This window comes from Nocardia sp. CDC159, from assembly GCF_023740735.1.
GTDB lineage: Bacteria > Actinomycetota > Actinomycetes > Mycobacteriales > Mycobacteriaceae > Nocardia > Nocardia pulmonis.
This window is the reverse complement of the sequence record NZ_JAMRXH010000011.1, coordinates 115,228-140,879: the sequence shown is the minus strand read 5'-3', so window position 1 is coordinate 140,879 and position 25,652 is coordinate 115,228. Positions and strand designations below refer to the sequence as shown.

Annotated in this window: 18 protein-coding genes and 1 tRNA gene; 8 read left to right on the top strand and 11 right to left on the bottom strand. The window is 69.7% G+C overall.

Features of this window, described 5'->3' with window-relative positions:
• Nucleotides 1-115: 115 nt before the first annotated feature.
• Nucleotides 116-1,456 carry a DUF3662 and FHA domain-containing protein gene (locus NDR87_RS23635; RefSeq protein ID WP_251915455.1) on the bottom strand — a complete coding sequence of 447 codons (1,341 nt, stop codon included), beginning with the start codon at nt 1,454-1,456 and terminating at the stop codon, nt 116-118.
• 213 nt (nt 1,457-1,669) lie between these two features.
• On the opposite strand from NDR87_RS23635, the gene NDR87_RS23630 reads away from it, so the two are divergent.
• A tRNA-Leu gene (locus NDR87_RS23630) sits at nt 1,670-1,752 on the top strand.
• Nucleotides 1,753-1,813: 61 nt separating this feature from the next.
• Here the strand turns inward: NDR87_RS23630 and NDR87_RS23625 are convergent.
• Both NDR87_RS23625 and NDR87_RS23620 read right to left on the bottom strand, forming a co-directional pair.
• Entirely contained in the window at nt 1,814-2,533 is a 720-nt protein-coding gene (locus tag NDR87_RS23625; RefSeq protein ID WP_251915453.1) for a hypothetical protein, read from the bottom strand.
• 128 nt (nt 2,534-2,661) lie between these two features.
• Entirely contained in the window at nt 2,662-3,336 is a 675-nt protein-coding gene (locus NDR87_RS23620; RefSeq protein ID WP_251915451.1) for a PhoU domain-containing protein, read from the bottom strand.
• Between the two features lie 170 nt (nt 3,337-3,506).
• On the opposite strand from NDR87_RS23620, the gene NDR87_RS23615 reads away from it, so the two are divergent.
• The gene (locus tag NDR87_RS23615; protein ID WP_251915449.1) at nt 3,507-4,907 is read left to right on the top strand and encodes a hypothetical protein; all 1,401 of its coding nucleotides are present in this window, start codon (nt 3,507-3,509) and stop codon (nt 4,905-4,907) included.
• Nucleotides 4,908-5,528: 621 nt separating this feature from the next.
• On the opposite strand, the gene NDR87_RS23610 is transcribed toward NDR87_RS23615, so the two are convergent.
• Complete coding sequence (locus tag NDR87_RS23610; RefSeq protein WP_251915447.1) at nt 5,529-6,503, bottom strand: stage II sporulation protein M; 975 nt, start codon at nt 6,501-6,503, stop codon at nt 5,529-5,531.
• A 74-nt stretch (nt 6,504-6,577) separates the two neighbouring features.
• Between NDR87_RS23610 and NDR87_RS23605 the strand changes: the two genes are divergently transcribed.
• Entirely contained in the window at nt 6,578-7,381 is an 804-nt protein-coding gene (locus NDR87_RS23605) for an RDD family protein (protein ID WP_251915445.1), read from the top strand.
• Between the two features lie 31 nt (nt 7,382-7,412).
• Here NDR87_RS23605 and NDR87_RS23600 read toward each other — a convergent pair whose 3' ends face one another.
• From NDR87_RS23600 to NDR87_RS23580, 5 genes are read right to left on the bottom strand one after another with little or no spacing between them, the layout of a single operon-like run.
• Complete coding sequence (locus tag NDR87_RS23600; RefSeq protein WP_251915443.1) at nt 7,413-8,699, bottom strand: DUF58 domain-containing protein; 1,287 nt, start codon at nt 8,697-8,699, stop codon at nt 7,413-7,415.
• Nucleotides 8,700-8,702: 3 nt separating this feature from the next.
• Nucleotides 8,703-9,686, bottom strand: a complete 984-nt coding sequence (locus tag NDR87_RS23595) for a MoxR family ATPase (protein ID WP_251915441.1) — start codon at nt 9,684-9,686, stop codon at nt 8,703-8,705.
• On the bottom strand, nt 9,683-10,711 hold the full coding sequence (locus tag NDR87_RS23590; RefSeq protein WP_251915438.1) for a DUF4129 domain-containing protein: 1,029 nt from the start codon (nt 10,709-10,711) through the stop codon (nt 9,683-9,685). The genes NDR87_RS23595 and NDR87_RS23590 overlap by 4 nt, the downstream gene beginning before the upstream one ends.
• A complete protein-coding gene (locus tag NDR87_RS23585; protein WP_251915436.1) occupies nt 10,708-11,592 on the bottom strand; it encodes a hypothetical protein in 885 nt (294 codons plus the stop codon). The genes NDR87_RS23590 and NDR87_RS23585 overlap by 4 nt, the downstream gene beginning before the upstream one ends.
• 29 nt (nt 11,593-11,621) lie before the next feature.
• Nucleotides 11,622-12,170, bottom strand: coding sequence for a TetR/AcrR family transcriptional regulator (locus NDR87_RS23580; protein ID WP_372494277.1), 549 nt, complete (start codon nt 12,168-12,170; stop codon nt 11,622-11,624).
• Between the two features lie 79 nt (nt 12,171-12,249).
• On the opposite strand from NDR87_RS23580, the gene NDR87_RS23575 reads away from it, so the two are divergent.
• Together NDR87_RS23575 and NDR87_RS23570 are read left to right on the top strand one after the other, a co-directional pair.
• Nucleotides 12,250-13,824, top strand: a complete 1,575-nt coding sequence (locus tag NDR87_RS23575) for an MFS transporter (RefSeq protein WP_251915434.1) — start codon at nt 12,250-12,252, stop codon at nt 13,822-13,824.
• 118 nt (nt 13,825-13,942) lie between these two features.
• Nucleotides 13,943-15,175, top strand: coding sequence for a cytochrome P450 (locus NDR87_RS23570; protein ID WP_251915432.1), 1,233 nt, complete (start codon nt 13,943-13,945; stop codon nt 15,173-15,175).
• Here the strand turns inward: NDR87_RS23570 and NDR87_RS23565 are convergent.
• Both NDR87_RS23565 and NDR87_RS23560 read right to left on the bottom strand, forming a co-directional pair.
• The gene (locus NDR87_RS23565) at nt 15,156-15,806 is read right to left on the bottom strand and encodes a PhzF family phenazine biosynthesis protein (protein ID WP_251915430.1); all 651 of its coding nucleotides are present in this window, start codon (nt 15,804-15,806) and stop codon (nt 15,156-15,158) included. The genes NDR87_RS23570 and NDR87_RS23565 overlap by 20 nt on opposite strands.
• A gap of 171 nt (nt 15,807-15,977) precedes the next feature.
• Nucleotides 15,978-17,783 (bottom strand): DUF4407 domain-containing protein, encoded by a 1,806-nt coding sequence (locus NDR87_RS23560; RefSeq protein ID WP_251915429.1) that lies wholly within the window; start codon nt 17,781-17,783, stop codon nt 15,978-15,980.
• 191 nt (nt 17,784-17,974) lie between these two features.
• On the opposite strand from NDR87_RS23560, the gene aroQ reads away from it, so the two are divergent.
• From aroQ to NDR87_RS23545, 3 genes are all read left to right on the top strand, one after another.
• Entirely contained in the window at nt 17,975-18,586 is a 612-nt protein-coding gene (aroQ, locus tag NDR87_RS23555; protein WP_251915426.1) for a gamma subclass chorismate mutase AroQ, read from the top strand.
• 688 nt (nt 18,587-19,274) lie between these two features.
• A complete protein-coding gene (gene gltB, locus NDR87_RS23550; protein WP_251915425.1) occupies nt 19,275-23,927 on the top strand; it encodes a glutamate synthase large subunit in 4,653 nt (1,550 codons plus the stop codon).
• A complete protein-coding gene (locus NDR87_RS23545) occupies nt 23,920-25,389 on the top strand; it encodes a glutamate synthase subunit beta (RefSeq protein WP_251915424.1) in 1,470 nt (489 codons plus the stop codon). Before gltB ends, NDR87_RS23545 begins: the two co-directional genes overlap by 8 nt.
• The last annotated feature ends 263 nt before the right edge of the window (nt 25,390-25,652 follow it).

The following is a 25,652-nucleotide window of genomic DNA, read 5'->3' as shown; positions in this document are numbered from 1 at the left end:
GCCCGGCTGCCGAGCGATATTGGCAGCATCATAGGACCGACGACCGGTTGCGAGCACGATACGGCCGACGAAACCGGAAGGCCGTCCCGTGACCTGCACGCGCGAGCTTACGGGATCAGACGATCCGGATCAGGATCTCCGAATGTCCGGCGCGGATGACGTCGCCGTCGGCGAGCTGCCAATCCTGTACCGGAGAGCCGTTGACCAGCGTTCCGTTGGTCGATCCGAGATCCGACAGCATCGCCACCTGACCGTCCCAGCGCACCTCGATATGGCGACGGGACACGCCTGTGTCGGGCAGCCGGAAATGCGCGTCCTGGCCGCGGCCGATGATGTTGCTGCCCTCGCGCAGCTGATAGGTGCGGCCGCTGCCGTCGTCGAGCTGCAGGGTGGCCGAATAGCCCGAACCGCTGCGCGGCGGCTGCTGCTGTGCCTGGGCGTACCCGGCCTGCTGGCCGTAGCCCGGTTCGGCATAGCCCGGTTCGGTGTAACCCTGCTGTCCGTAGGCCGGGTCGGCGTAGCCCTGCTCGTAGCCGCCGGGCGCCTGATACCCCTGGCCCTGCTGATAGCCCTGGTCGTACCCGCCGGGAGTCTGCGCGTAGCCCTGCTGGCCGTAGCCCTGGTCGGCGTAACCCTGTTCGGCGTAACCCTGCTGACCGTAGCCCTGGTCGGCGTAGCCGCCCTGCTCGTAGGCCTGGGGGTAGCCCTGTTCGGCGTAGCCCTGCTGGCCGTAGGCCTGATCGGCATAACCCTGTTGACCGTAGCCGCCCTGGTCGTAGCCCTGCTGGCCGTACCCCGCGCCACCCTGCTGGTAGTCGTAGCCGTTCTGGTAGTCGTAGCCGTGCTGCGACTCCGGCGCGGCATAGTCCGCTGCACCCGGGTACTGCCCACCGCGGCCGTAATCGTCGCGATAGCCACCCTGCGGGCCACGGCCCGCGGGCGGCGGTGCGTACCCGCGGTTGCGTGGATCGGACTCCGCGGGCTCACGGCTGGGGTCGTAGCCTGAGTTCTGCGTCATGGGGCCAGCTCCTGGTTGCGGGTGTGCGGTTCGTTGTCGGGGTCGTCCAGTATCTGCGCGGCCCACGTCCGGGTCCACCCGGCCACGCGTCCTGAACATTCCGGTGTGCAGCGTAGGGGATGCCTCGAACTCGACGTGTACTTCGCCGTAGGTCTGCCATCCCTGGTCGCGGATGTAGTCCTGCAAATGTTTGGCGAAGGCACGGGTGGTGAGCTCGTGGTCTGCATCGAGTCGCTGCAGGTCCGAGGGGTTGATGGTGATCACATAGCTGTTGGGAGCCAGCAGATGTCCGCCGTCGAGCTCGGTGACCTGATCGGTCGCCTCACGCTGCAGCGCCGCCTCTACCTCCTGCGGTACGACGCTGCCACCGAAGACGCGGGCGAAGGCGTCACCGACGGCACCCTGCAGGCGGCGTTCGAAGCGCGACACGATGCCCATTTCGGCCTCCCTTCGGTGCGCGTCTCGCCTGTCACCATTCCGCGACACGCCAAATGGGCGTGTCGTCGAACGGACACGGTGATTGCATGATATCCACGATCCTCCACACCTGTAACTCTCGGCGAGCCCGTCGAGTTCCTTTACCCCGATCGAGCCCCTGACCAGCCGATTTCATTTCGGCGTAAGGCGCGTGATACGGTCTTCCAGTCGCTCGGGCGAGTGGCGGAATGGCAGACGCGCTGGCTTCAGGTGCCAGTGTCCTTCGGGACGTGGGGGTTCAAGTCCCCCTTCGCCCACAGTAGCCGAGGCGCCGCGGATCTTTTCGGATCTGCGGCGCCTCGTCGTTTCGGTGCCGAATCAGGAACCCAGGCGCAGCTTCTCGGTGGGCGTCGTTCCGTTCACGCATTCCCGCATCGGATTCGGATTGCCTTGGCGCTCTTGGCAATCCCAGTTCACGCCGTTGACCCGGACGGTGATGATCGGGTCCCGCTCCTGTTCGGCCTTGCGCAGATAGGCGTTGGCGACGGGGACGGCGGTGGCGCAGGCCGCGTCGTCGTAGCCGGTGATGGCGTGCACGGTCAGGCCGTTGTCGGCGGGACCGCAGGCGATGGACACGACCTGGGGTTCACCGGGGGCGCTGATCGGAGTGCGGGGCAGGCGGCGCTGGGCCTTCTCGAAGGGATCCTGCTGGTTGACGCATTCGCGGTACGGGGGGATCTCGTTCTCGTAGGAGCGACAGGTCCACGGCACGGATTCGATGGTTATCAGCAGGTCGGCCGGTTGGTCACCGCCCCGGCTCAGGGCGGCGTCCAGGGCGTCCAGGGCGTCGAGGGCGGCGCGGGCGTGGGCGCAGGCCGCGGGGCCGCGGGCGGTGAGCGCGTAGAACTGATATCCGGCGTCGTCCTGGCCGCAGTCCGTACGGCCCGGCTGTGCCGCGCGATCGTGCTGTGCCGCATCGGACGCGGCCGTCTCCGGGGTCGGGGTGAGGCCCAGGGGATTGGGGGAGGAACTGCCGCAGGCCGACGCGGTGAGCGCGACGGCGGCCAGCAGCGCAATCGGCAAGATCTCGACTCGCATGCGTCCTCCCGGTGGGTTGAGGGGAACCACGTGGTCTATCGGCCGAGCCTGTGGAGGTTAGCAAATATTCAGCAAACTTCGGGCATTTACCTCTGGTGTGTATGCGCCCCCGCTCCGGGTCGGCGGACTCACGCCGGTGTCGAATCCGGGCTGATCTGTGCCGAAAGCGGAATTCCGGTGTGGAGGAAACGGATCAGGCGGCCGATCCGCACGCAGCGATCGGCGCAACGCTCGTAGTGATGAACGAGCAGGGCGAGGTCGACGGCCATGGCGCTGCCGTGTGGCCAGTCCGGGGCCGCGAGCGATTGCAGTACCTGCTGACAGGCGGCGTGCAGGGCCGGATCGGAGGCGACCGGCTCCGCCTCGCCAGTGGGCTGATCGACACCGATCGCCGCGACCGTCCGCGCCGCCAGTTCCGTTGTGCGGCGGCCGATCTCGCCGAGTTCGGCGATGAGCTCGGGCGGTGCGACGGGCTGGGGATAGCGGCGGACCACGCTGTCGGCGATGCGGCTGGTGAGCCAGCCCAGGCGGGAGAGCTCCTCGGTGATCTGAATGGCACTCACCACATGGCGCAGATCACGGGCGACCGGCGCCTCCAGGGCGAGCAGGATCACCGCGCGGTTCTCGCAGGCGCCGTAGGTTTCCTGTAGCCGCTCGTCGAGGGCGAAGACCTCGTAGGCGGCGGTGAGATCGGCGTCGGTCACCGCGACCGCCACCCGCTCGGTCGCCTCGTGCGCCAAACCCGCCAACCGGCCCAGCTCTCGGGTCAGCGCGACGAGTTCCGAGGAGAATTTCGTGCGCACGCGGCTATCTTCGCCGTTCGTCCGGCCGGGTGCCAGAGGTTCGGGAAAACCGTGTCAATGGTGTGAACTGTGCTGAGCGATACGTCATTCCGATGGATGTGCGATCGCGTGCGGCGCGGCAGGATCGCGGGGTGTTCTCCAGATCGGCTGTCCAACTTCGCCTCCGCCGGATGCGCGCCGCCCTTTCGATCGCCGCGGTAGGTGTGCTGGCACTGGCTCCCTCGGCCGCCGCGGCTCCGCCCTGGGGTCCGTTCGCCGCGCCCAATCCCTTTCTGGGACCGCTGGGTTCGGCCACCATGCACGGCGATGCGGGCAACTCCGATGCCACTCCGCTGGCCGGTCCCGGGGCGCGCCCGGTCACGGCGTCGGTATATCCGCTCGCCGCGGCCTGCCCGACGTTGCTGCAGGGGGCCGACGGTCTGGTGGTGGCCCTGTGCACCGCGATTCCCGGGCGGCTTCCGACCGTTCACCTCATCGATCCCGCCGCGCCCGGATTCGTACAGGCGGCATTGCCGCTGGCCAAGGGCGGACTGCTCGGTGGCGTATATGCCTATCTGGATCACCGCGATCGGCTCGTGGTGGTGGACGGCCGACGGCAGCTGTTGCGCATCGCGCACGAGCGCGATGCCGCCGGGGGCTGGCGGCTGCGGATCGACGAATCGGTGGATCTGTCCGGCGCGGTGCCGGAGGGGGACAGTGTGGTGGGGCTGGTGCCGGATTCGACCGGGGCGGTGTGGTTCGCGACCGCGCGCGCGGTGGTGGGGCGGGTCGATCCGGGCGGTGCGGTGTCGAGTGTGCCGCTGCCCGCGGGCGAGCAGGTGGCCAACAGCATCTCGGCCACGCCGAACGGAAGGGTCGCGGTCGCAACGACTTTCGCGCTCTACGAGCTGGAGACCGTGGCGGGCCGTCCGCACATTCGCTGGCGGGCGCCCTACGACCGCGGCCCGGCGCGCAAACCGGGCCAGCTGAGCTGGGGGACCGGGTCCACGCCGGTCTACTTCGGGCCCGAGACCGGGGCCGACTACGTCGCGATCGTCGACAATGCCGACGAGGCGGTGCGGCTGTTGGTGTTCCGCTCGGGCACGGGCGATCCGGTGTGCTCGCGGCCGGTGCTCGGCCGGGGTGGGCCGGGCAGCGAGAACGCGCCGATCGGCCTGGGGCGCACGGTGGTGGTCGCGAGCACGTACGGCTACCCCTATCCGGCCGTGCCGGAGGACGCGGGACCGGCTGCACCGCCGACGGCCGCGTTCACCGGTGGGATGACCCGGGTGGATCTGGATGCCGACGGCTGCCACACCGTATGGGACAACGACGTGCGCAGTTCCGCGGTGCCGATCCTGTCGGCCGCCGACGATCTGATCTACACCGCCGCCCGGGTCGGCCCGGCGCACACCACGCCGCTGGACGGTTTCGAGTTCACCGTCGTCGATCCGGGGACCGGACGGGTGGTGTCGCGCAGTCCGCTGCCCGGCACGCTGGCGGAGGATCCGTTGCAGATGGCGCCGCTGATCACCCGCGAGGGGGACATCCTGCAGGGGACCCTCAGCGGGATCCTGCGGGTAGGGGTGTGATCTTCGTCGCACCCGGCCATCGTTCCTGTTCACGCGGGAAAGGTTGCGGGAGCGAGTTATACGCATGGCGATCGTTATTAAGCGCAGATAAAAAGAGTGGACATCCGCGATCGGATCTGCGTTGCCAGGTGAGCGTCTCGGATTGGCGGCGTATAACGAACTTTGAGTTTGTTTTCTGGCTGGCAACCTCACGGTCATTTCCTATTCGGCAGGTAAACGGCCAGTTCGGGCCGGGTCGGTCGGCCTATCGCTGGCTCTTCGGTCCGGAAGCCGCAAATGTGAAACGGAGCTCTCGGTATGGTTCGCGATTGCTGAAATCGGGATGAACGGGAGGGGTCGGGCGGTGGTTGTGTGGAAGTGTCCCGGTGCCGCCCCCGGCGGACGCTGAGAATTTGCACGAGGGTGTCAAGAGCGCTCTCGGAGTGCCGGTTTCGGCCTGGTCACGTATACGCCCGACCGCGGTGTGGGTGGTTGCATCGGGATAACGATTGTGTAGAGTTGTAGGCAACGCTGGCCGCAGCTGAGCTGGACTCGCTGCGGCCAGTGGTCCTCAAATCCGGTATGTCCGACCCGGTTCTGGATTTCCTCTCCGTACGCCTCGCAGCGATTCGACGCGCTCGGTTAGCCGGAGATGAGCGGATCGGTAGCTGCCGGCTCCAGCGCGGCGCGGCGGCCGATCACGAAGACATAGGTCAGGAAGGCCAGCTCGGCGACCAGGCCGACACCGATCCGCGCGGGAGCGGGCCAGCCGCTCGGAGTCACGAAACCCTCGATCAGACCCGACACCAGCAGGACCGCCACCAGGCCCAGTGCGATCGTCGCGGTCGCGCGGCCCTGCCGGGCCAGCGCCCGGGCGCGGCTGAGCCGTCCCGGGTCGACCAGTGTCCAGCCCAGCTTCAGGCCCGCGCCACCGGCCACGAAAACCGCGGTGAGCTCCAGCATTCCGTGCGGCAGGATGAAGCCGAAGAAGGCCTCGAGCCGACCGGCGTCGGCCATCAGGCCCGCCGAGACGCCGAGATTGAGCGCGTTCATGAACAGCACAAGGGCGCCGGGCAGAAGCAACAACCCGGTGAACAGCGCGACCGCCGCGACCCACGCGTTGTTCGTCCACACCTGGGCGGCGAACGCGTCGTGCGGATGTTCGGAGTAGTAGGTCTCGAAGGCTCCGCCGGGTGCGGTCAGATCGTCGGTATCGGCGGGCAGCCCCAACACCTTTCGCGCCGCACCCGATCCGGACACCCAGATCGCCAGCACCGCCGAGACCGCGAGGAATGCCGCCGCCACCCCGGCCCACCACGGCCAGGCCCGATACACCGCCGCGGGAAAGCGATGGGTGAAGAACCGTCCTATTTCGCGCGAAATCTCGCCGCGGGTGCCCAGCACCCGGGCGCGGGCGCGGGTGAGCAGCGCGCTGAGCCCGGCGATCAGCTCCGGATCGGGGGAGTGCGACTGCAGCCGGGCCAGCTGCTGGGAGGTGCGGCGGTACAGCGCCACCAGTTCGTCGGCCTCCGCGCCGGTCAGGCGGCGCTGCCGGGTGAGCCGGTCGAGCCGGTCCCAGGACGGCCGGTGCGCGTAGGCATAGGCGTCCACGTCCATCGGTGGCCTCCCCGTGTTCGAATTGTTCCGTGCCCGAGGCTAGTCGGTGCCGCAGGCCCTAGGCTGGGGGAATCATGGCCGTCTTCACCACCGGCGAGGCCGTCGCCCTCGAGCTGCCGATCGCGCGGATTCCCACGCGCGCCGCGGCCTTCCTCATCGATCTGGCGGTGCAGCTCGTCCTGGCCTGGCTGCTGTTCGTGGGCGTGGTGATACTGCTGGTGCGGCTGGAGCCCGATAGCGCCTGGCTGGATGCCGCGATGCTGCTGGTGTTCGTGGCGGTCGTGGCGGGTTATCCGATCACCTGCGAAACCCTGCTGCGCGGCCGCACGGTCGGCAAGCTGCTCCTGGGCCTGCGCGTGGTCCGCGCGGACGGCGGCCCGATCGATTTCCGGCACGCCCTCACCCGCGGCCTCGCGGGCGCGATCGTCGACTTCTGGGGACTGGGCCTGCTCGGCGTGGTCGCGGTCCTCACCTCGCTGTGCTCCCCGCGGGCCCGCCGGGTCGGCGACATCCTCGCGGGCACCGTGGTGGTGCACGACCGGGCCCGAATCCCCTTGCCGGCCTTGGCCGCCACCCCGCCGTGGCTGCACGATTGGTCCCAGCGACTCGATCTGACCGCCCTGACCGAGGACCTGGCCCTCCCCATCCGGCAATACCTCACCCGCCACCGCACCCTCACCCCCGAAACGCAAGCCGCCCTGGGACAAGCCCTGGTGGCCGCCGTCTGCGAGCGCCTGCGGGTCCCCCCACCGAATTACCCGCCCGTCCACATCCTCGGCGCGGTCATCTCCGAACGCCAGCGCCGCACCCTCGCCCCTCTCCTGCCGCCGCGCCCGTCCCCGCCCCCATCCGACCTCATGTGGGCTCGTCCCGCCTGACGGAGCTGAGAAGGGTTCCTGGAAGCCGCAATCAGATGGCTCCGGAGCGCTTCAGTTCGAGGTATTCGTCGGCGAGGGCCTCCGGGAGTTGGGTGGGGGCGGCGGTGATCACGCCGATACCCTTGCGACGCAGGGACTCCTGGATCAGGGCGCGTTCGGTGCGGAGGGTTTCGGCGGCGGCCGCGGTGTAGAGGTCGGTGCGGGAGGTGACGGCCGCGGCCAGGTCCGGATCGGTGGGGGAGACCAGCAGGAGGCGGTGGCGCTGGGTCAGCACGGGCAGGACGGGGGTGAGGTTCTCCTCGACCAGGGCGGCGTCGAGGCTGGTGAACCAGACGACCAGGCTGCGGCGGCGGGCGCGCCGCAGGGCGGCGCGGACCAGGCCGGGGGTGTCGGTGTCGACCAGGGTGGGGACCACGCCGGACAGGGCGTGCATGAGCTTGGGCTGCAACGATTTCCCGGTGACGCCGCGGACGTCGGCGCGCACGGCGCGGTCGTAGGCCAGCAAGTCGGCGGTGTCACCGGCCGCGGCGGCCAGGCCGCCCAGCAGCAGGGCGGCCTCGATGGTGATGTCCAGGCGTGTGCCGTCGCCAATGCGGGCCGCGGCGGTGCGGCCGGTGTCCAGCAGCATCAGCACATGCCGATTGCGTTCCGGACGCCAGGTGCGCACCAGCACATCGGTCGCGCGGGCGGTGGCACGCCAGTCGATCGCGCGCACGTCGTCGCCCGCGACATATTCCCGGAACGAGTCGAACTCCGAACCCTGGCCGCGGGTGTTCGTCACCGTGCGGCCCTCCAACTGCTGCAACTGTTTCACCTTGGCGGCCAGCACCCGCTCACTGCGGAACGGCGGCAGCGCGCGCACCCGCGCGGGCACCTCGCGGCGACTCTGCCAGCCCGCCAACCCCAGCGGACCGAACAGCCGCACGGTGACCGGTCCGGCCACGCGATCGCCGCGATACTCCGGCCGCAACCGCGTGGTGCAGCGGGTTTTCGTATTGGGCGGCAGGGTGAGTCGATGGGTGTGGTGGGTGGCTCCCGCGCTGTCCGGCCAGTCGTCCCACAGCAGCCCGCGGAGCACGCGGTCGCCGGAGTTCAGCACCGTCAGCTCCACCTCGGCGGTCCGTCCCGTGCGCACCGTCGTGAGCGGCGGCCGCGACAACTCCAATCCGATTCCCCGGCCCGCCAGGGCCGCATCGACGCCCGCCAGCACCGCCAGCAGGCCGGTCGCCGCGACGACCCCCACCCACGACGGCACCGCGAATATCACGACCAGCCCCGCCCCCGCCGCGAGCGCCGCCAGCCGACCGGTGACGACCATGGGCTACACCGGAACCGGGACCGACAGCAGCAGCGACGACATCACGCCTTCGGCGGTCGCACCGTCCAATTCGGCCTCGGGCCGCAACTGCAGGCGGTGCCGCAGGACCGCCACCGCGACGTTCTTCACATCGTCGGGCGTGACGAACCCGCGGCCGCCCAGCCAGGCCAGCGCCCGTGCGGCGGCCATCAGCGCCGTGGCCCCGCGGGTGGACGCCCCGTGCCGCACGGCGGGTGAACTCCGGGTGGCCCGGCACAGATCGACGATGTAGGCCAGCACCTCCGGCCCGATCGTCACCTGCGCGACCGCGGCGCGGGCGGCGGCGATATGTGCGGGGCCGGCCACCGGACGCAGTCCCGCCGCGGCCAGATCGCGCGGATCGAAACCCGCGGCATGCCGCTGCAGAATGCGGAATTCGTCGTCGCGGCCGGGCAGCCGGATATCGACCTTGAACAGGAACCGGTCGAGCTGCGCCTCCGGCAGCGGATAGGTGCCCTCCTGCTCGATCGGATTCTGGGTGGCCACCACCACGAACGGCTCGGGTAGCGGCCGCGGTTTGCCGTCCACCGAGACCTGGCGCTCCTCCATCGATTCCAGCAGCGCCGACTGGGTTTTCGGGGGCGTGCGGTTGATCTCGTCGGCCAGCAGCAGATTCGTGAACACCGGCCCGCGCCGGAAGGTGAATTCCGCCGAATGCGGATCGTAGATCTGCGAGCCGGTCACATCGCCGGGCATCAGATCCGGAGTGAACTGCACCCGGGTGTGCTCGAGGTCCAGGCCCGTCGCCAGCGCCCGCACCAGCAGCGTCTTCGCTACGCCCGGAACGCCTTCCAGCAGCACGTGCCCGCGGCACAGCAGCGCCAGCACCAGGAACATCACCGCCTGGTCGTTGCCGACGACGGCCTTGCCGATCTCGGCGCGCAGCGCGCCGAACGCCCGATGGGCGTCCTCGGCGGTCGGGGTGTGGTTGGTGTCCACCGTGGTCATCCGAGCTCCGATTCGATCCGGTCCAGTTGTGCGACAACGAATTGCAGGGCCTGGTCGTCGGGCACCGGGCCGAACAGCGCGGCGCCGATCCCCCGCGGGTCGGTGCCCAGACGCGCGGCGATCGTGGTGACGACGCGATCGGGCGGCGCGTCCGCGGCCAGGCCCAGGGTGGGACGGATCCGCCGCAGCGTCGCCGCGCGCAGCGTCGCCGCGACGTGTTCGCGGTCGCCCGAGCGGCGATACAGCCGGGCCTGTCCGGCCAGCAGCTCACCGGCCGCCACCTCCACCGGCCGCGGCTCGCCAACCAGGGCCCCGCGCCGCCGCGCCCGCCACCACACGACGATCGCCGCGCAGATCAGCAGCTGTAATCCGCCGTAGGCCAGCCAGTCCGGCAGGCGCTGGAAGATCGAGTCGGTGCCCTCGCCGGGGTTCGGGCGCGGCAGGCCCGGGCGGTCGGGCGGCTGGGGAAGTTCTCGGGGCGGCGGCGCGGTCGGGGCCGCGGCCAGGCGTACCAGCAGGTAGACGATCAGGGCCGCCACGAGCACGCCGAGCACGATCGCCCAGAACCTGGGATTGCGCAGCAGTTCCGGCAGCGGCGGCGGACGCCGCCAGCCGCGCGGGGAGCGCTCGCGGACGACCACCTCGACGGCCTCCGGGGGCGGGGGCGGCGCCTGGGAGAAGCGGTCGGCGTGCGCGAGCCGCTCGTACTCGTCCGGGGTCGCACGACGTCCGCCATAGACGACCTCGTCGAATCCGCGTGCCACCGTGGGCAGTTCGGCGGCCTGTTCGGGGACCGTGGCCAGGGCGGCGTCGGCCGTCTCGCGCGCGGTGCGGGCTCGGCGCACCTCGAGCACCCCGCGCTGTTCCAGACCGCGCACGACCGCGCGAAAGCGCTCCCGCACCGCGGCGTCGAAATCGCCGCGCCCGGCGGCCTGTTCGGCGGCCGCGAGATGGTCGGCCGCCGGTCCCAGCGCGGGCACGTCCGGGGCGGGGGCCTCCGGCCGCGGCTGTTCGTCCGGTGTCATCGGGTCGGCCCTCCCGCCGGGATGCGAATATCCCAGCCCTCGCGGCGGCAGCGGCGGTCCACATAGCTCACTACGCGGGTGATGGAGTCCACGACCTCGGTGAATGCGGTGATCAACAGCACGGCCGCGGTGATCAGGGAGATGACCGCCCAGCGGTGCGTACCGGAGAAGTCGGACAGGAACAGCGGGATGGCGAGCAGCGGAACCATCAGCACCAGCAGCAGCGCGCGCAGATACACCCACAACCAGGCCAGCTGCCATTCCGCGCCGGCGGCAAGGACTTTCGCGCGCGCGACCGCGACCCGGTACGACGCCGACTCCTCGAACAGCACCGGCAGCACCGCGAACCGCTTCGCCCGCAGCCGACCCAGCCAGACCAGCGCGGGCAGCAGGGTGATCAGCAGGGGTATGCCCGGCACCAGCACGGCGATCCCGATCAGGGTGTACATCGCCTGGAATGCCAGCAGCGGCCCGAGCTCGGCCCGCAGCCCCGCCAGGGCGGCGCGCCACCCGATCGCGCGGCGATGCACGGCGGCCAGTCCGATCGGCGTGGCGACCCCGCGCACGAACAGGCGCAGCAGCCAGGCGAACACCGCCGTGGAACCGATTGCCGCCCCGGCCGTTCCCGCGTCCGAACCGTCCGTGGCCGCGGATCCGGCCGCGGTGATCGCGACCACCGCGGCCGCCGCGACGACGAATGCCGGAGCGACCAGCCCGGCGAGTAACCGAATCTCGCTCTGCAGCACCGCGAACGGCAGATCCAGCAGCTCCCGGAATCCCAGCGGCCGAATGGGGACCGCCTCACCGTCCGCCTCCGACCCCACACCGAACCCGGCCGGAGCCGACGACAGCCCGGCCCGACCCGGAGCGGCTGGACACACGCGCCGAGTCTAACCGTCTCGAATCTTGTTCAGCGGTCGAGCAAGCGGTCGATCACCGCGCGATACAGCTCCGGCGGAGTCTGCGGGAGTCCGAGCAGGGCGCGCAGGTAGACACCGTCGCCGACCAGGCGGATCAGTTCGGCCCGGACGGGGTCGTCGAGCTCGGCGTCGAGGCCGTCCTTCCAGGAGGTCATGACATCGGCGAGGGCGCGCTGCACCTCGTCGTCGGCGGGGTCGTGCGGAGCCTCGACCGTGCGCATGGCCGCGACCATCGAGCGATAGAGGGCCAGTTCGAGGGCGTCGGCGTCGTTGTCCGGATTCGGGGTCTGCAGATACCACTCGGCGACCGATCTGCCCTGGGCGGTGGCCTGTCGCAGCTGTTCGTCGGCCCGCTCGCCGAGGCGGCGGACCAGCCCGGCCAGCAGGGCGTCCTTGCTCTTGAAGTGGTACAGCAGGCCGCCCTTGGAGACGCCCGCGGCGGCCGCGACATTCTCCGGGGTCACCTGGGACATGCCCTTGTCCACCAGCAGCGTCTCGAGCGCGTCGAGGATCCGGTCGCGGGTCGTTGTCACGGGCATCACTGTACCGTCCGGACGGTAATTCTGTTACTGTACCGTCTGGACGGTTAAACAATCGGGACGAAAGTCGAGAGAAACCATGAACACCGCCATCGCCACCCCGCGCCGGGCCACCGCTCGGGACTGGGGCGGGCTCGGCGTCCTGGTGCTCGCGCTGCTGCTCATCTCCGTCGACGCGACCGTGCTGGACATCGCGGTGCCCGCCATCAGTGCCCATCTGGCCCCCACTACGCCGCAGCTGCTGTGGATCATCGACGTGTACTCGTTCGTGCTGGCGGGTCTGCTGGTGACCATGGGTGCGCTCGGTGATCGCATCGGCCGCCGCCGCCTGCTGCTGCTCGGCGCGGTCGGCTTCGGCCTGGCCTCGGCGGTCGCGGCCTGGTCGGTCAGCCCGGACATGCTGATCGCCGCGCGCGTGCTGCAGGGCGTCGCGGGCGCCACCCTCATGCCCGCCACGCTGGGCCTGATCCGGGCCATGTTCACCGATCCGCGCCAGCGCACGATCGCGATCGCGGTGTGGAGCGCGATGGCGGGCGGCGGCGCGGCCCTGGGCCCGGTGCTGGGCGGCTGGCTGCTCGAGCACTTCTGGTGGGGCTCGGTCTTTTTGATCAACCTGCCGGTCATGCTGGCGCTCGTGGTGCTGGGTCCGGTGCTGGTGCCGGAGTCGCGTGATCCGAATCCGGGCCGGTTCGATCTGATCAGCGCCGGTCTGTCGATGCTGGCGCTGGTGCCGGTGGTGTACGCGGTCAAGGAGATCGCCGCGCACGGTTTCGATCTCGTGCCGATCGGTGTCGCCGCGGTCGGCGTGCTCGCGGGCGTGCTGTTCGTGCGTCGGCAGCGGGCGCTCGCCGATCCGATGCTGGATCTGCGGTTGTTCGCGCTGCCGAAATTCCGCACCGCGGTGCTGACCAATCTGCTGTCGGTGTTCGCGCTGGCCGGTGTGCTGTTCTTCGGTTCGCAGTATCTGCAGCTGGTGCTGGGCCGTTCGCCGCTGGACGCCGGGCTGCTTCTGCTTCCGGGCATGCTGGCGAGCATGGTGGCGGCCCTGGCCTCGGCGTGGCTGGTGCGGCTGTGGCGGCCGGGGCTGGTGCTCGGTGTCGCGCTCGTGGTGGCCGCCGCCGGTGCGTCGCTGTTCGTCCTGCTGAGCGCCGATCCGGCCGCCGGGGTCCTGCCGTTCGTCGCGGGCTTCCTGCTGGTCGGCGCGGGCGTCGGTGTGGCGCTGACGATTTCGTCGGATATGGTCGTCGGCTCCGCCCCGGTCGAGCGCGCCGGCGCCGCGGCCGCGGTGTCGGAAACCGCCTACGAGACCGGTGTGGCCCTGGGCGTCGCGATCCTCGGCAGCGTGGTCATGGCGGTGTTCCGGCACGGTCTGGACGTCGGCGGGGTGCCGGAGTCGCAGTTCGCGACGGCCCGCGAATCCCTTGGCGGCGCGGTCGAAACCGCGCGCGACCTACCCGAGCCGGTGGCCACGACGCTGCTGAACTCGGCGCACGAGGCATTCGTCACCGGTGTGCACGTCGCCGCGATCGCCACGGCGCTGATCCTGCTGTTCGTCGGGTTCTTCGCCGCCCGTGCGGCAACCGCTCCGACCCGCGTGGAATACGAAGCGGCGGAACGGGACACGGGACGCCCCCGGGTCGGCGCGGAGCACTGACCGGGCCTGGCATCGTCGCGCTTCGCTCGGTGAGCGTCGGGTTTCGGTCGCGTCGGCCGTTGGGGCGGCGTGGTGGAGGGACGGCGGAAACCCCGGCGTCGTCCTAGTGTGAGCTGTCATGAGCGCTGTCCCGCCGCCGCCGCCCCGGGCGAGCGAGTGGCCCTTCGACCCGGCGGATCCGGAGTTTCTGGCCGATCCCTATCCGGTCTTCGCCCGGCTGCGCGAACGCGGCGAGGTGCATCCGCATCCGGGGCTCGGCGCGGCGATCGCGGTATCGCATGCCGCGGCCGCCCGGGTACTGCGCGAGCGCGGGCTCGGGCGGATCTGGGCCGATGCGCAACCGGCGGCTCGGTTTCCGAATTTCAATCTGCTGCACCGGCATTCGATCCTGGAGAGCGAACCGCCGACCCATACCAGGTTACGGGGCCTGGTCTCGGCCGCATTCGACCGCGGTCATGTCGAACGGCTGCGGACCGCGGTGCGGCGGCGCGCCGTGACCGCGGTCGCCCAATTGCGCACGGCGATCACCGAATCCGGCAGTGCGGATCTGCTGGAATTGCTGGCCGCGCCGCTGCCCGTCCAGGTGATCGCCGATCTGCTCGGCGTGCCCGAATCCGATCGAACGCTGCTGCGGCCGTGGTCCAACGCGATCGTGAAGATGTACGAGCCCAGCCCGCCGGAGCGGCGACGCGACGAGGCCGAGGGCGCCGCGGCGGAATTCGTCGCCTATCTGCGCGGCCTGGTGGTCCGACGCCGCGCTCGCCCCGAACGGGATCTGCTGAGCGATCTGGTCGCGGTCACCGACGCGGGTGGGCGCCTCACCGATGACGAACTGGTCGCGACCGCGGTCCTGCTGCTGATGGCCGGACACGAGGCGACCGTGCAGACCATCGGCAACGGCGTGCTGGCGTTGCTGCGTCATCGCGACCAGTGGCAGCGGCTGGTCGACGATCCGGGCCTGGCGGCCACCGCGACCGAGGAGCTGATCCGATACGACTCGCCGCTACAGATATTCGAGCGCACGGCGACCACCGCGGTCGTGATCGCCGGACACCGCCTCGCACCCGGCGACAAGATCGCCGCCCTGCTCGGCGCGGCCGCCCGCGACCCGCGCGTCTTCGCGGATCCGGACCGGCTCGACATCGGCCGCGCACCCAACCCGCATCTCGGCTTCGGCGCGGGCATTCACTACTGCCTCGGCTCGGCACTGGCGCGGGTGGAGGTGACGGCGGCACTGACCGAACTGGTCGGGCAGCTGCCGTCGCTGCGCCTGGCCGCGGAACCGGTGCAGCGCCCGGAATTCGCGATCCGCGGGGTGCGGGAGCTCTCCGTCACCGCCGAGGCGTCGTAACCGTACGCACCCGGCCGCCGATCTCGATGCGGCCGTCGGGCAGCGGCCGGGTGCGGATCACCGAGCCGCGGCCCTGGGTGATCACCAGCGGCCGGTCGAGTTTCGCGGTGAGCAGCAGGGCGGCGGCTCCGGTCGCCTCGTCCTCATCGATGCCGTCGCCGCGGCCGGGAAAGGCGCGGGCGCGGATGCGGCCGGTGCGCTCGTCCCGCCAGGACCAGGCATAGATCCACGCGCCGGGTGGCGGGACGTCCAGCTCGTCCACCGCCGCGGGTGTCGGGTACTGCCGCAGCGTGCGGTCGGTGGCCCAATTCGGTTGGGCGGTAACCCAGCTGAGCTCGCCGTCGCGGTGGGCGTCGACCCGGCCCGCGCGGGTGGTCAGCGTCGAGGCGCCGAGCAGCCAGGCGGTGCCGACACAGGGATGGCCCGCGAACGGCAGGCGGGTGGACGGGGTCCAGATATCGATCACGCCGTGGGCGGCGTCGTCGATGAAGACGGTTTCGCTGTAGCCCAGCGTGCGGGCGATGGTGCGGCGCTGCTCGTCGGATTCGGGCGCGGCGCGGACGACGCCCAGCTCGTTGCCGAATTCCCCGTGGGGACCGCAGAAGACGCCGACCACCTCGTGTTCGATCACTCGCCCAGTCAACCGCATCGCCGCTGGCGGCGATGGCGTGCGGCTATGAGTTCGCCCGCGGGAGTCCCTCCGGTCGTCGCCTCGACACCGACGAAAGGCTCGGTGCCAGGACATTTTCGATGTTTTACGTGAAACAAACTGGCGGCCAACTCGTTTCGGCTGTGACGCGTATTACTCCGGCCGCGAACCGGGCGGCAGCTCACGCGGACCGCGATGCTCCAGCTCGCCGCCGCCCGCCCGCCCCGGCAGGGCATCGCGCCGATCCGTCCCCGGCAGCCCATGACCGCCCTGGCTCGACGGCAGCGCCGAATAGCGCGGATCGTGGTACGCCTGCGGATACTGTGCGTCCACCACCTGCGCCGCGACCTGTTGCGGATAGCCGGGCTGGTCGGGCCGCAGCTGATATCCGGCCGGGGCGTAGGGCTGGGCCGAATCCTCCGAATTCACCGTGACCTTGCGGGTGCGGCGCAGGGTGAAGGTGATCTCCTCGGCCTCCTCGAAGGCCTGGCGCACGGTCCGCAGCGGACTGGTCGCGGTGTCGATGGCATTGGCGACGAACGACGGTACCAGCGGCCGGATCCAGCGGGCGGCGGTATCGGTGAACGGGACCGTGCCGATTACTGGAAGCTCCAGGCCGCCACTCTTTTTGGCGGGCGGGGCGGCGGGCTGCGCCGGGACCACCGCGCCCGCGGGACCGGTCGGGGCGAGTGCGCTCGGGGCGAGTTGGGCGGGCAGGTTGGGCGTATTCCCCTCCTGAGACACGGGGCTGTCCTTTCGATCCGCGGCCGGAGCACCGGCCGGAAGTTGTGCGAGCGCCTCGAATTCGGCCACCGCGCGGCGCTGCGGTTCGGTGACGCCGATCTCGAGGTTGCCGATCGCGGCGATGATGCGTTTGCGCTGGCGCTCGCGATCGATGGCGGTCTCGGCGTGCGCGGCCAGCCGGGCCGACGCCAATTCCTGGTCGGCGCGCAGCTTTTCGGTTTCCACCCGCACCTGGGCGCGCTGGACGGCGATCGCCTCCGCGGCCGCCTGCTCGGCCCGCTCGGTCACCGTACGGGCGGCCCTGCGGCGGTCGAACGAGGTCTCCCCGCGCCACCACCGCAGCAGCAGCGGCAGCAGGGCCAGCAGCACGCCGAGCACGATGATCGACGATCGCAGCAGCAGTGCGCCGCCGTGGCCGAGGGTGTAGTCGTGCATGGCCAGCCAGCGTGCGCCCAGGCCGCGGTCGCCGGTGTGGAAGGCCGCGGTACGGGCCTGGTCGAGGTCCTGTTCCCGATCGGTGATCCGAGCGTCCAGGGGCGGAATCTGGTTCTGCGCGGCCGCGAGTCGACCTCGGGCGTCCTCGAGCATGGCGTTGGCGGTCCGCGATTCCGGACCGCGGCCGGGCACGCCGGTGATCCTGGTCCGCGGGCACTGGTCCGTCGGATTGTATTCGCAGCGCGCGACCACCAGGGCCTGGTCGATATCGCCCTGCGCCTTGCTGATCGTCCGGTCCAGCGCGGCGCGATCGGCGCGGGCCTGATCGAGCCGGCCGCGGGCGGTGACCACCGTCGGCGCGGATTCGGCCTCGCGCCTTGCCCGTTCGTCCAGCGACCGATCGACCGTGCCGCCGAGCAGTACCGTGCTCGCGAGTTCGGCGATCAGCACACCGGCGAGCGCCGCGATCGCCATGCGGCCGAACAGATCACCGCGTCGGCGCGCCGACGACTGCATTCGCCCCGACAGTGACGCGGTGGCCAGGGCGCGCGCGATCGATCCGACGAGCAGCGCGGCGAGCACGGCCAGCACCGCGACGACCGCGAGCGGCCAGTGTGCCGCGTGGCCCGCGAGCGCGACGGCGAGGCCCGCGACCGCGGCGAACAGCAACACCGCCGCACCGCCGACGGCATAGCCGGAACGTTCGTGGGGATCGTCGATCTCGGGTCCCGCGCCGCCGAGCCAGGTGAGGGAAGAAGTAGAGGGGCCGCCGAAGGTCATGGGGATTCACATCCTCTACGTCCCAGTCGTATTCGCAAGCCGGTCCCAGCCTGACAGGCGGGTTCGAATTCCACCGAGTGGGGCGGGGGTGTTGTGGTCAGGCTCACACGCTGCCCGGTGTCGGCGAGCGCCGGTGATAGCGGCTCCCTATTCTCGGAGGGTGGGTGCTCGTGACGACGGGAGGTTCGCGGATGCGTGGTTCCGCACTGGTGTTGGCGGCCGCGGTGGCCTTCGGGGTGCTGGTCGGTGAGGCGCCGACCGTGACGGCCCAGCCAGTGCCGCCCGCCGTGGCAGCGGCCGACCGGCCGCTGGATCGGGTCGTCGAGCTGGCCCTGGAACGGCTGGAGACCGGCGATACGGTCGCCGCGGCCAAATGGGTGAGTGCGGCCGCGAGCGGCGTCGAACCGGTCATCGACGATCCGGTCCGCGAGGCGCAGGTCTACGACGCCATGGTCGAGGCGGGTGCGAAGCTCGGGCTGCCGGGCGATTGGGTGCGGCAGGTGTTCTCCGGGCAGATCGAGGCCAACAAGATGGTCCAGCGCGGCCTGCTCGCGCGCTGGCGCTTCGATCCGGCCGCCGCACCGACGAGCGCACCGAATCTGCTCGCCGTCCGGCCGATCATCGATCGGGTCAACGGGGAGATCCTCGCGCAGCTGGCGGCGCATCGAGCCGAACTGTCCGGCCCGCACTGCGCCGAACGCCTGGCGACCAGCGTCTTTCCCGCGCTGACCTCCGGTCGGACGGATGCGTTGCATCAGGCCGCTCTGGTCCGGGCGGGCGCCGCGCTGTGCAGCCCCAGCTAATGTGACATATTGCACAGCCACCGTTTGCTGTAGTTGTGCTGGGCTGGCGCCAGCCAAACCATTCCGTACGGTCTGAACATTGGCGTAGCTCGTTGTTCTGGTATCCAGAATGTCTCGTTCAGGTGTCCGGGAAGTTAGCCGCCTTACATTCCGGTTTGTCCGCCGCGTCGGCTGGGAATTCTGCTGCGATGCAGGTGAGAGGGCGTCCCGGAACTCTCGGCCCGGTTCCGGCGGCGCTGTCGCGCGGGCGCGTGACGCAGTGGTGAATCCGACTCAGGTATCCGCGTTGCCTGCTTTACACTGGAGAACGCGCAGGTAGTGGAGGACCGATGAAGACGCCCAGGTAGACGCCATAATTAGCACAACCTAAGTTGGTTGGGCTCAGGTCCTGACTTATCGTTTGCTCTTGATGCCGGGTACGAAATGCCCGGCTACACCGCCCGATCCGGCCACGAGCCAGTGGCGTACAGCCTAGCGGGCGATACCGGCGCGGCGCGTAAGGAACTCGTAAGTTCCGCAACCGCCGAGCACCCGACTAAGACATCCGAAGCGGGTGGACAACTGGAGAGTTGACTGCACGGGATGACCATCAGCGCCGCTGGTCTCCAAAACGTCCGGGCGCAGTCTAGACGTAAGGCGTTCGACGAAGGCCGCATTCTTCGAAGGCCTGTATTTGAAGGCAGAGGGCATGACGCAACTTCCTGGCCACAGGTCCCCTGGACCCATCGGTCTGTATGACCCGGCGAACGAGCACGACGCCTGCGGCGTCGCATTCGTCGTCGACATGCACGGCCGCCGCAGCCGCGACATCGTCGACAAGGCCATTACCGCGTTGCTGAACCTGGAGCACCGTGGTGCGGCCGGTGCCGAACCCAATTCGGGTGACGGCGCGGGCATCCTGATCCAGATTCCGGACCGGTTCTTCCGGGCGATCGTCGATTTCGAGCTGCCGCCGGAGGGCTCCTACGCCACCGGTATCGCCTTCCTGCCGCAGGCCCGCCGCGAGGCCGCGCGCGCCGCCTATCACGTCGAGAAGATCGTCCGCGAGGAGAACCTCGAGGTGCTCGGCTGGCGGGAGGTGCCGATCGACGAATCCTCGCTGGGCGCGCTGTCGCGCGATGCCATGCCGACCTTCCGTCAGCTGTTCATCGCCTCGCCGCAGGATTCGGACGAGCAGCTGTCCGGCATGGACCTGGAGCGCCGCGCCTATGTGGTGCGCAAGCGGGTCGAGCACGAGCTGGGCAAGCTGGGCGCGGGTGAGGGTCCGGTCGGCAAGGAGACCGTCTACTTCCCGAGCCTGTCGGGGCAGACCTTCGTCTACAAGGGCATGTTCACGACCCCGCAGCTGCGGGCGTTCTACCTGGACCTGCAGGACGATCGGGTGGAGTCGGCGCTGGGCATCGTGCATTCGCGCTTCTCCACCAACACCTTCCCGTCCTGGCCGCTGGCCCACCCGTTCCGCCGCGTCGCGCACAACGGCGAGATCAACACCGTCACCGGCAACGAGAACTGGATGCGGGCCCGCGAGGCGCTGCTGAACTCCGACGTCTTCGGTGTCGACCACGAGGGCAACAACCGGCTGGAGAAGATCTTCCCGGTCTGCACCCCGGGCGCCTCGGACACCGCCCGCTTCGACGAGGTGCTGGAACTGCTGCACCTGGGCGGGCGCAGCCTGCCGCACGCCGTGCTGATGATGATCCCGGAGGCATGGGAGCGGCACGAGTCGATGGATCCGGCGCAGCGCGCCTTCTACCGCTACCACTCCTTCCTCATGGAGCCGTGGGACGGCCCGGCCTCGGTGTGCTTCACCGACGGCACGGTCATCGGCGCGGTGCTCGACCGCAACGGCCTGCGCCCCTCGCGCATCTGGGTCACCGACGACGGCCTGGTCGTGATGGCCTCGGAGGTCGGCGTGCTCGACATCGACCCGGCCAAGGTCGTGAAGAAGGCCCGCCTGCAGCCCGGCCGCATGTTCCTGGTCGACACCTCGCAGGGCCGGATCATCCGCGACGACGAGATCAAATCGCAGCTGGCCGCGGAGTATCCGTACCAGGAGTGGCTGGACAACGGTCCGACCAAGCTGAGCGATCTGCCCGACCGCCCGCATGTGCACATGGTCCACGATCGGGTGAAGATCCGGCAGCAGATCTTCGGTTACACCACCGAGGAACTGAGCCTGCTGATCTCACCGATGGCCACCACCGGGGGCGAGGCGCTGGGTTCGATGGGCACCGACACCCCGATCGCGGTGCTCTCGTCGCGCCCGCGGCTGCTGTTCGACTACTTCTCGCAGCTGTTCGCGCAGGTCACCAACCCGCCGCTGGACGCCATCCGGGAGGAGGTCGTCACCAGCCTGCGCAGCATGATCGGCCCGGAGGCCGACCTGCTGCACCCGACCCCGGAGTCCTGTCGTCAGATCACGCTGACCCAGCCGATTCTGGACAACGACGAGCTCGCCAAGCTCGTGCACATCAACGACGACGGCTCGCATCCGGAGCTGCGCTCGGTGGTCGTACACGGCCTGTACCCGGTGAAGAAGGGCGGCAAGGGACTTCGCAAGGCACTGGACGCCATCAACGCGCAGGTCTCGGCGGCCATCGACGGCGGCGCGCGGATCATCATCCTGTCCGACCGCGAATCCAATGAGAAGCTGGCGCCGATTCCGTCGCTGCTGCTCACCTCCTCGGTGCATCACCACCTGGTGCGCGAGCGCACCCGCACCAAGGTCGGCCTGGTCGTGGAGGCCGGTGACGCCCGCGAGGTGCACCACATGGCCATGCTGATCGGCTTCGGCGCGGCAGCGATCAACCCGTACATGGCCTTCGAGTCGATCGAGGACATGCTCGAGCGCGGCGCGCTGCAGATGCCCGGCAGCACCGGCGATCTCGCGGCCGACTACCGCAAGGCGGTCGCCAACTACAACAAGGCGGCCGGGAAGGGCGTGCTGAAGGTGATGTCCAAGATGGGCATCTCCACCATCGCCTCCTACCGCGGCGCGCAGCTGTTCCAGGTCGTGGGCCTGTCGCAGTCGCTGTGCGACAAGTACTTCACCGGTCTGACCTCCCCGCTGGACGGCATCGGTCTCGACGACATCGCGGCCGAGGTTGCGGCGCGGCACCGGATCGCCTTCCTGGAGAACCACAACGAGCGCGCGCACCGCGAGCTCGAGGTGGGCGGTGAGTACCAGTGGCGGCGCGAGGGCGAGTACCACCTGTTCAACCCGGACACGGTGTTCAAGCTGCAGCACGCCACCCGCACCGGCCAGTACCAGATCTTCAAGGAGTACACCAAGCTCGTCGACGACCAGTCCGAGCGGCTGGCCTCGCTGCGCGGTCTGTTCCAGTTCAAGGCCGAGGGGCGCAATCCGATTCCGCTCGAGGAGGTCGAGCCCGCGAGCGAGATCGTCAAGCGGTTCTCCACCGGCGCGATGAGCTACGGCTCGATCTCGGCCGAGGCGCACGAGACCCTCGCGATCGCGATGAACCGCCTCGGTGGCCGGTCGAATTCCGGTGAGGGCGGCGAACATCCGGCCCGCTTCGAGGTCGAGGAGAACGGCGACTGGCGGCGCAGCGCGATCAAGCAGGTGGCCTCCGGCCGCTTCGGCGTGACCGCGCACTACCTCACCAACTGCACCGATATCCAGATCAAGATGGCGCAGGGCGCGAAACCCGGTGAGGGCGGCCAGCTTCCGGCGCACAAGGTGTACCCGTGGGTGGCCGAGGTGCGGCATTCCACGCCGGGCGTCGGCCTGATCTCGCCGCCGCCGCATCACGATATCTACTCGATCGAGGATCTGGCGCAGCTGATCCACGACCTGAAGAACGCGAACCCGCAGGCGCGGATTCACGTGAAACTGGTCGCGGAGCCGGGCGTCGGCACCGTCGCCGCGGGTGTGTCCAAGGCGCATGCCGATGTCGTGCTGATCTCCGGTCACGACGGCGGCACCGGCGCCTCCCCGCTCACCTCGCTCAAGCACGCGGGCGGCCCCTGGGAGCTCGGCCTGGCCGAGACCCAGCAGACGCTGCTGCTCAACGGCCTGCGCGATCGGATCGTGGTGCAGGTCGACGGTCAGATGAAGACCGGCCGCGACGTCATGATCGCCGCGCTGCTCGGCGCGGAGGAGTACGGCTTCGCGACCGCGCCACTGGTGGTCTCGGGCTGCATCATGATGCGCGTCTGCCACCTCGACACCTGCCCCGTCGGCGTGGCGACCCAGAATCCGGTGCTGCGTCAGCGCTTCACGGGTAAGCCGGAGTTCGTCGAGAACTTCATGCTGTTCATCGCCGAGGAGGTGCGCGAGCTGCTGGCCTCGCTGGGCCTGCGCTCGCTGGACGAGGCGATCGGCCGGGTGGATCTGCTCGACACCACCAAGGCCAAGGAGCACTGGAAGGCCAGCAAGCTGGACCTGTCGCCGATCCTCGACGATGTCGAGACGGCGTTCATGTACCAGGACCGCCGCTGCACCAAGACCCAGGACCACGGTCTGGACAAGGCGCTGGACAACCAGCTCATCGCCCAGGCCGCCGACGCGCTCGAGCGCGGTAAGCCGGTCAAGTTCGAGACCAAGATCACGAACGTGAACCGCACCGTCGGCACCATGCTCGGCCACGAGGTCACCAAGCTCTACGGCGGCGCGGGCCTGCCCGACGACACCATCGACATCACCTTCACCGGTTCGGCGGGTAACAGCTTCGGCGCGTTCGTCCCGGCGGGTATCACGCTGCGGGTGTTCGGTGACGCCAACGACTATGTGGGCAAGGGTCTTTCGGGCGGTCGCCTGATCGTGCGCCCGTCGCTGAACGCCCCGCGCGAGTTCGCGGCGGAGGAGAACATCATCGCGGGCAACGTGATCCTGTTCGGCGCCACCAACGGTCAGGCCTTCATCCGCGGCGTGGTCGGCGAGCGGTTCGCCGTGCGCAACTCGGGCGCCACCGCGGTGGTCGAGGGCGTAGGCGATCACGGCTGCGAGTACATGACCGGCGGCCGCGTGGTGATCCTCGGCGAGACCGGGCGCAACTTCGGCGCGGGCATGTCCGGCGGTGTCGCCTACGTGTACAACCCGAACGGGACCTTCGGCGCGAACCTGTCGAGCGAGCAGGCCGACGCGGTCGAACCGCTGTCCGGTGACGACTTCACCTGGCTGCGCGACATCGTGGCCCAGCACCGCGACGAGACGGGTTCGGCCGTGGCCGAGCGCATTCTGAGCGACTGGTCGCAGCAGGTGAACCACTTCGTGAAGGTCATGCCGCGCGATTACAAGAAGGTTCTGCTCGCCATCTCCGAGGCGGAGAAGGCCGGGCGGGATGTGGATGAGGCAATTATGGAGGCCGCACGTGGCTGACCCACAGGGATTTCTGAAGCACACCAGCCGCGAACTGCCGAAGCGCCGACCGGTGCCGCTGCGGCTGATGGACTGGAAAGAGGTCTACGAGGAGGGTTTCTCGCACGACACCCTCCAGAAGCAGGCCAGCCGCTGTATGGACTGCGGTATTCCGTTCTGCCACAACGGCTGTCCGCTGGGGAATCTGATTCCCGAATGGAACGACCTGGTGTACCGGGGGGCGTGGCGCGAGGGTATCGAGCGCCTGCACGCCACCAACAACTTCCCGGAATTCACCGGGCGGCTGTGCCCCGCGCCGTGCGAGGCGTCCTGCGTGCTCGGCATCAACCAGGACCCGGTGACCATCAAGCAGGTCGAGGTCGAGCTCATCGAGAACGCCTTCGACTCCGGCTGGGTAACCCCGGTCTATCCGACCCGGCTGACCGGCAAGAAGGTGGCCGTGGTGGGTTCGGGTCCGGCCGGCCTGGCCGCGGCCCAGCAGCTCACCCGCGCGGGTCACACGGTCACGGTGTTCGAGCGCGACGACCGCATCGGCGGCCTGCTGCGCTACGGCATTCCGGAATTCAAGATGGAGAAGCGCTTCATCGATCGCCGCCTGGCGCAGATGGAGGCCGAGGGCACCATCTTCAAGGCCGGCGTGAACGTGGGCGTGGACATCACCGCCGCGCAACTGCGCGAGCGCTTCGACGCGGTGGTGCTCGCCGGTGGCGCGACGATCGCGCGCGATCTGCCGGTGCCGGGCCGCGAGCTGGACGGCGTGCACCAGGCGATGGAGTATCTGCCGCTGGCCAATCGCGTGCAGCTCGGTGATCCGATCACCGACTCCGACGGCCTGCCGCCGATCAACGCCCGGGGCAAGAAGGTCGTCATCATCGGCGGCGGCGACACCGGCGCGGACTGCCTGGGCACCGCACACCGCCAGGGTGCGGCGAGCGTGCATCAGTTCGAAATCATGCCGCGCCCGCCGGAGACCCGGGCCGACTCCACCCCGTGGCCGACCTACCCGCTGATGTACCGGGTGTCCTCGGCGCACGAGGAGGGTGGCGAGCGGGTGTACTCGGTCAACACCGAGCGCTTCGTCGGCGAGGACGGCAAGGTCACCGCGCTGCAGGCGCACGAGGTGCGGATGGTCAACGGCCGCTTCGAAAAGGTCGAGGGCACCGAATTCACGCTCGAGGCCGATCTGGTTCTGCTGGCCATGGGCTTCACCGGTCCGCAGAAGCAGGGTCTGTTGGAGGATCTCGGGGTCGGCTACGACCAGCGCGGAAACGTCAAGCGCGACAACGACTGGCAGACCACTGTCCCCGGCGTCTTCGTCGCGGGCGATATGGGCCGTGGCCAGTCGCTGATCGTGTGGGCCATCGCCGAGGGCCGGGCCGCCGCCGCGGCGGTCGACCGGTACCTGGAGGGCGACAGCGCCCTGCCCGCGCCGATCGTTCCGACTGCGGTCGCCCAACGCTGATTCCGCTCGACCCGCGGGGCGCTCACGACATCTCGTCGTGGGCGCCCCGTTCGCATTGCCGTGGACCCATCGCCGAATCGGGATTATCGACGGAAATCGGACGTTCTCGAAGCGTCGAATAGCCTCTGGCGCAAGGGGCCTTTATCCTGATCACCGGTGTGGCGCCGAACCGAATACGGCTGCGCTCGAACCGACGAGTGTGCGAATGTGTTCGCCGCGGGTTCACCAGCCCGCAAGACGGCGACTTCACCATGTCAGCGAAT

Excerpts from the sequence above, each read along its gene's own strand:
- NDR87_RS23570 (WP_251915432.1), top strand. The coding sequence starts at position 13,943 with ATGAGCGCTGTCCCGCCGCCGCCGCCCCGGGCGAGCGAGTGGCCCTTC.
- NDR87_RS23575 (WP_251915434.1), top strand. The coding sequence starts at position 12,250 with ATGAACACCGCCATCGCCACCCCGCGCCGGGCCACCGCTCGGGACTGG.
- gltB (WP_251915425.1), top strand. The coding sequence starts at position 19,275 with ATGACGCAACTTCCTGGCCACAGGTCCCCTGGACCCATCGGTCTGTAT.
- aroQ (WP_251915426.1), top strand. The coding sequence starts at position 17,975 with ATGCGTGGTTCCGCACTGGTGTTGGCGGCCGCGGTGGCCTTCGGGGTG.
- NDR87_RS23560 (WP_251915429.1), bottom strand. The coding sequence starts at position 17,783 with ATGACCTTCGGCGGCCCCTCTACTTCTTCCCTCACCTGGCTCGGCGGC.
- NDR87_RS23610 (WP_251915447.1), bottom strand. The coding sequence starts at position 6,503 with ATGGACGTGGACGCCTATGCCTACGCGCACCGGCCGTCCTGGGACCGG.
- NDR87_RS23580 (WP_372494277.1), bottom strand. The coding sequence starts at position 12,170 with ATGCCCGTGACAACGACCCGCGACCGGATCCTCGACGCGCTCGAGACG.
- NDR87_RS23635 (WP_251915455.1), bottom strand. The coding sequence starts at position 1,456 with ATGGGCATCGTGTCGCGCTTCGAACGCCGCCTGCAGGGTGCCGTCGGT.
- NDR87_RS23595 (WP_251915441.1), bottom strand. The coding sequence starts at position 9,686 with ATGACCACGGTGGACACCAACCACACCCCGACCGCCGAGGACGCCCAT.
- NDR87_RS23625 (WP_251915453.1), bottom strand. The coding sequence starts at position 2,533 with ATGCGAGTCGAGATCTTGCCGATTGCGCTGCTGGCCGCCGTCGCGCTC.
- NDR87_RS23600 (WP_251915443.1), bottom strand. The coding sequence starts at position 8,699 with ATGGTCGTCACCGGTCGGCTGGCGGCGCTCGCGGCGGGGGCGGGGCTG.
- NDR87_RS23615 (WP_251915449.1), top strand. The coding sequence starts at position 3,507 with ATGCGCGCCGCCCTTTCGATCGCCGCGGTAGGTGTGCTGGCACTGGCT.
- NDR87_RS23605 (WP_251915445.1), top strand. The coding sequence starts at position 6,578 with ATGGCCGTCTTCACCACCGGCGAGGCCGTCGCCCTCGAGCTGCCGATC.
- NDR87_RS23590 (WP_251915438.1), bottom strand. The coding sequence starts at position 10,711 with ATGACACCGGACGAACAGCCGCGGCCGGAGGCCCCCGCCCCGGACGTG.